The sequence below is a fragment of the Kitasatospora sp. NPDC059571 genome, assembly GCF_042735675.1.
Classification (GTDB): domain Bacteria; phylum Actinomycetota; class Actinomycetes; order Streptomycetales; family Streptomycetaceae; genus Kitasatospora.
This window is the reverse complement of the sequence record NZ_JBHWBW010000519.1, coordinates 1,005-5,352: the sequence shown is the minus strand read 5'-3', so window position 1 is coordinate 5,352 and position 4,348 is coordinate 1,005. Positions and strand designations below refer to the sequence as shown.

Genomic DNA, 4,348 nt, shown 5'->3' with positions numbered 1-4,348 from the left:
GCGCGCGGGTCAGCCGTCGGCCAGCGCCTGGACGCGGTCGTAGGCGCCGTTGAAGCGGTTCTGGTCGCCCGGCAGGACGCCGGAGTCGGCGTACTGCCAGATGGTCTGGTACGACCAGCCGGCCGGCAGGGTGCCGACGGCCGAGGCGTAACGGGCGATCCAGAGCGGGTTGGTGGCGCCGAAGGAGGAGTTGTTCCCGGTGCAGGTCGTCCACCAGTCGGTGGTGGTGTAGATCACCGGATAGCGCCCGGTCGCGGTGTGCACGGTGTTGCTGAACGACCGGATCCAGCTGGCCATGGCGCTCTGGCTCAGGCCGTAGCAGGTCGCGCCGTACGGGTTGTACTCGATGTCGAGCGCCGGCGGCAGGGTCCTGCCGTCGGCGGACCAGCCGCCGCCGTGGGTGACGAACCAGTTCGCCTGCGCAGCCCCGGAGGAGGCGTCCGGCAGGGCGAAGTGGTACGCGCCGCGGATCAGGCCGGCGTTGTAGGAGCCGTTGTACTGCTGGGCGAAGTACGGGTTGGTGTAGGTGGTGCCCTCGGTGGCCTTCACATAGGCGAACCTGGCGCCGTTCGCCTTGGCGGTGGCCCAGTTGACGTTGCCCTGCCAGCCGGACACGTCATTGCCGGGGGTCTGGGTGGCCAGAGTGTCGATCGGCGCGCCGGTGCCTCTTCCCTCGTGGGCGACGACGGTGGAGCCCGCGTGGTCGAGGTCGTAGTGGTGGACGGGGGCCGGTGCGGGTGCGGCGGCGGCCGGGGCGGCCGCACCGAGCAGCAGGGCCGCCGCGGCCGAGGCGGTGGCGAACCGGGGGAGCGGTCCGGCCGTGCCGGCTCTGGGGCGGACGGGGAGACGGGCGGAGCGCGGGGCAGTGGGGAGCACGAGCCACTCCTGTGGGGGGTGTGGAACGCGGGACAGCGGGCGCTACCCGCGTAGAACGGGAGCGTAGTCATGAACTCGCCATGCAAGCGATGGTGTTGACGGCGCATCGAGCGGCGCATCAGAGGCTGGGGGCGCCGTCCGTGTGCGCCGCTCGGAGAGGCGTGCGCCCCCGGGCGCCCCTGTCCGGGTCCGTCGCGCACCGGGCCGTGCTCGACCCCGGACGGGCCTTGTGTGGCACCATGGCGGCGCGCCGCCCGCCGCCGACCAGCAGGGAGACCGACCGTGCCGACCGCGCCCACCGTCGAGAACGCCGACCGCTCCGACGACGCCGAGCCGACCTTCCGCGCCGCCGTGCCCGCGGACGTCCCGTCGCTGGTCGCCCTGGTCGAGTCCGCCTACCGCGGGGAGGCCAGTCGGGCCGGCTGGACCACCGAGGCGGACCTGCTCGCCGGGCAGCGCACCGACGCCGACGGCGTCGCCGACGTCCTCGCCCGCCCGGACTCGGTCGTCCTGGTCGCCGAGCGGGCGGGGGAGCTGCTCGCCTGCTGCCACCTGGAGCGGCGCCCCGCGGCGGCCTACTTCGGGATGTTCTCCGTCCGCCCCGAGCTCCAGGGTGGCGGCCTCGGCCGGAGCGTCCTCGCCCGCGCCGAACTGCTCGCCCGCGAGCGGTGGGGTCTGGCACGGATGGAGATGACCGTGATCGAGCAGCGCGCCGACCTGATCGCCTGGTACGAGCGCCGCGGCTACCGGCGCACCGGCGAGTACGAGCCGTTCCCGTACGGCGACGAGCGCTTCGGCATCCCGCTCCGGGACGACCTGCGCTTCGAGCGGCTGGTCAAGACCATCTGAGCCCCGGGCCGCCGGGGGCCCGGGGCTCTCTCGCGACCGGGTGCGGGCGGGACCGCCCGGTCAGTCCGCGGCGGGCTGCTGCCGCAGCCACTCCAGGTACCGGCCGGACTCACGGGTCAGCCCGGTGAGGAACCACACCACCACCGCGGTGTCGTCCGACCAGCCGAGCACCGGGATGAAGTCCGGGATCGCGTCGATCGGGCTCACCAGGTAGACGAAGGCCAGCACGGCGAGCGCCGCGAGCCTGCCCGGCCCCACGCCCGGGTAGCGGCGGCCCAGCACGTCCCGGATCAGCCGCGGCGTCGCGATCAGCCGTGCGCCGAGCCCAGGCGCACCCGGCCGCTGGGTCTCCCCGTACAGCCCCCACGCGGACCGGCCCACCGCGGCCCGGTCGAGCCCTCGTACCCGCTTCGACGCCACCGGCTTGGCCACCGCTGCCTCCTCGCCGTCCGGTCGGACGCCCTGCTGCGCCGATCCACCCGCCAACGGTACGCGAGCCGCACGGCAGCGCGGCAGGGTCCGATGTCCGGTTCTCGCTACGGGTCTGCTGCGTGCCCGTACCGGCCGCCGGCCCACCCCGAAACCCGGTCGACGTGCTGCGGAGGGCGGGCGTAGCGTCCGGGGCGTCGGGAGCGAGCGGGCCGGTCCGTCGGACCGGCCCAGGGCAGGGGAGCAGATCGAATGACGGAAGCCGAGCTGCGGGCGGCCGGTCCGCAGGACGCCGCCCAGGTGGCCCAGCTGCACGCCGAGAGCTGGCGCCGCACCTACCGCGGGGCCTACGCGGACTCCTACCTCGACGGCGACCTCGTCGCCGACCGGCTCGCCGTGTGGTCCGCCCGGCTCGCCGCGCCGCACGGCACGCTGACCCTGGTGGCCGAGGACGGCGCAGGCCTGGCGGGCTTCGTGCACCTCGTCCTCGACGAGGACGACCGCTGGGGCACCCTCGTCGACAACCTGCACGTCCGGCACGACCGGAAGCGCGGCGGCCTCGGCCGCACCCTGCTCAGCGGCGCCGCGGCCGCGGCCGCGGTAGACGCCGTGCACCGCTCCCTCTACCTGTGGGTGCATGCGCAGAACACCGCGGCCCAGGGCTTCTACTCCGCCCTCGGCGGCCGCAACGTCGGGACGGCACCCGTGGCCGCCCCCGGCGGCCTCCCCGAGCGGCTCAACGGCACCCCGGAGAAGTACCGCTTCGCCTGGTCCGAGGCGGCGCTCCTCGGCCGTGCCGCGGTGGCGCCCGCAGGCTGAGGAGAGACCTGCCGCCGCCCGGCGGGCGGTCCCTCCGGGCCGCCCCGCCCACGGGTGTGGCGCAGCGTCACCGGATCCGCCCGCGGGCGGCCGCCGAGGAGGGTCCTAGAGTGGCCCGGTGCCCTTCACGTTCAGTCACCCCCTCGCCGTCCTGCCGCTGCTCCACCACGGCCGGGCACGCGGCAGGCTGGTCGCCTCCGCGCTGGTCTGCGGCGCGATGGCCCCCGATCTCCCGTACTTCGCGGGGGAGTTCGCGGCCGGACGGATCACGCACGCCTGGTGGGGCGTGCCGACGGTGGACGTCGCCGTCACCGCCCTGCTGGTCGCCCTCTGGCACCTGCTGCTGCGCGCCCCGCTGGTGGCGCTGCTCCCGGCCCGCTGGGCCGGTGCCGCGGAACTCCTGACGGCGCCGCAGCCCGGGAGCCTGCGGTGGCCCAGGCCGGCGGACGCCGCCCGGTTCGCCCTGTCGGCCGCGATCGGCGCCGCCACCCACGTCGGCTGGGACGGCTTCACCCACCCCGGCCGCTTCGGCGTCCGGCTCCTGCCCGCCCTGCAGACCGTCTCCGTGCTCGGCCGGCCGCTGTACGCGGTGCTCCAGTACGGGACGTCGGCGATCGCCCTGGCCGTGCTGGCCCGGTGGCTGCTGCGGGAGCTGCGGCGGGCGGCGGACGCCGGCGGCCGCCCCTGTGCGGTGACCCTGGACCGGCGCAGCCGGCGGACGGCGCTGGCCGGGACGGCGGCCGCGGCGGTCGCCGGAGCCGGGTACACGATCACCTTCTGGTACCGGCCCGGCGAGCCGCTGTCCGACCTGGTCCCGACCTCCGCCTTCGGCTCCGTCGCCGGTGCCGGCGCAGCGCTCCTCCTGCACGCGGCGGTGTCGGCGGCCCGGACTCGGGCGAAGGCCCGCCGGGCGTGACGCGGCCGACGTGACCGGGTGGGCCCGTCCGGGAGGTCGACGGCGGCCGACGGCGCCGGTGGCTCATCCGCCGTAGAGGCTGCGGCAGATCCGGGCCTGCTCCGATCCGGGGAGCCACTGGCCCTGGCGTTCCGCCGCGGCGCAGACCTTGAGGCCGCCGAGCGGCGGCGCCACCGTCACCGGGCGGGCGCCGCCCGAGCCGTGCACCGTGCCGCGCGGGTTCCGGGTCGGGGCCGGCCGCCGGCTCTGGCGGGCCTGCGCCGGGCTGCCCGCGCCGCTGTCCGACTGCGACGGCTCCGCCGACTGCGCCGCCGGGACGGCGGAGCCGGCGGGCGGCGCGCGCGGCCCGCCCCCCGGCCGCCCTGGGACGCCCCCGGGGGGGGGGGGCCGCCCCTCGGGGCGGGGGGCGGGCCCGCGGGCGGCGGGGGGCGCGCGGGGGGGGCGCGGGTGGGGGTGGAG

Annotated in this window: 6 protein-coding genes; 3 read left to right on the top strand and 3 right to left on the bottom strand. The window is 77.0% G+C overall.

Going from position 1 to position 4,348, the window contains the following annotated elements:
- Window positions 1-9: 9 nt before the first annotated feature.
- Window positions 10-876, bottom strand: a complete 867-nt coding sequence (locus ACFV0G_RS34490) for a lysozyme (protein ID WP_380556490.1) — start codon at window positions 874-876, stop codon at window positions 10-12.
- A gap of 282 nt (window positions 877-1,158) precedes the next feature.
- Between ACFV0G_RS34490 and ACFV0G_RS34485 the strand changes: the two genes are divergently transcribed.
- The gene (locus ACFV0G_RS34485) at window positions 1,159-1,725 is read left to right on the top strand and encodes a GNAT family N-acetyltransferase (protein WP_380556488.1); all 567 of its coding nucleotides are present in this window, start codon (window positions 1,159-1,161) and stop codon (window positions 1,723-1,725) included.
- A gap of 60 nt (window positions 1,726-1,785) precedes the next feature.
- Here ACFV0G_RS34485 and ACFV0G_RS34480 read toward each other — a convergent pair whose 3' ends face one another.
- The gene (locus ACFV0G_RS34480; protein WP_380556486.1) at window positions 1,786-2,157 is read right to left on the bottom strand and encodes a YkvA family protein; all 372 of its coding nucleotides are present in this window, start codon (window positions 2,155-2,157) and stop codon (window positions 1,786-1,788) included.
- 249 nt (window positions 2,158-2,406) lie between these two features.
- Here ACFV0G_RS34480 and ACFV0G_RS34475 point away from each other — a divergent pair, with 249 nt between their 5' ends.
- Together ACFV0G_RS34475 and ACFV0G_RS34470 are read left to right on the top strand one after the other, a co-directional pair.
- Window positions 2,407-2,973, top strand: a complete 567-nt coding sequence (locus tag ACFV0G_RS34475; RefSeq protein WP_380556484.1) for a GNAT family N-acetyltransferase — start codon at window positions 2,407-2,409, stop codon at window positions 2,971-2,973.
- 118 nt (window positions 2,974-3,091) lie between these two features.
- Window positions 3,092-3,889, top strand: a complete 798-nt coding sequence (locus ACFV0G_RS34470; protein ID WP_380556482.1) for a DUF4184 family protein — start codon at window positions 3,092-3,094, stop codon at window positions 3,887-3,889.
- A gap of 63 nt (window positions 3,890-3,952) precedes the next feature.
- Here the strand turns inward: ACFV0G_RS34470 and ACFV0G_RS34465 are convergent, their stop codons facing one another.
- Window positions 3,953-4,096, bottom strand: coding sequence for a hypothetical protein (locus ACFV0G_RS34465; RefSeq protein WP_380556480.1), 144 nt, complete (start codon window positions 4,094-4,096; stop codon window positions 3,953-3,955).
- Window positions 4,097-4,348: the final 252 nt, after the last annotated feature.

Bases quoted from the DNA above. Each gene is read 5' to 3' on its own strand.
- ACFV0G_RS34475 (WP_380556484.1), top strand. From the start codon at position 2,407: ATGACGGAAGCCGAGCTGCGGGCGGCCGGTCCGCAGGACGCCGCCCAG.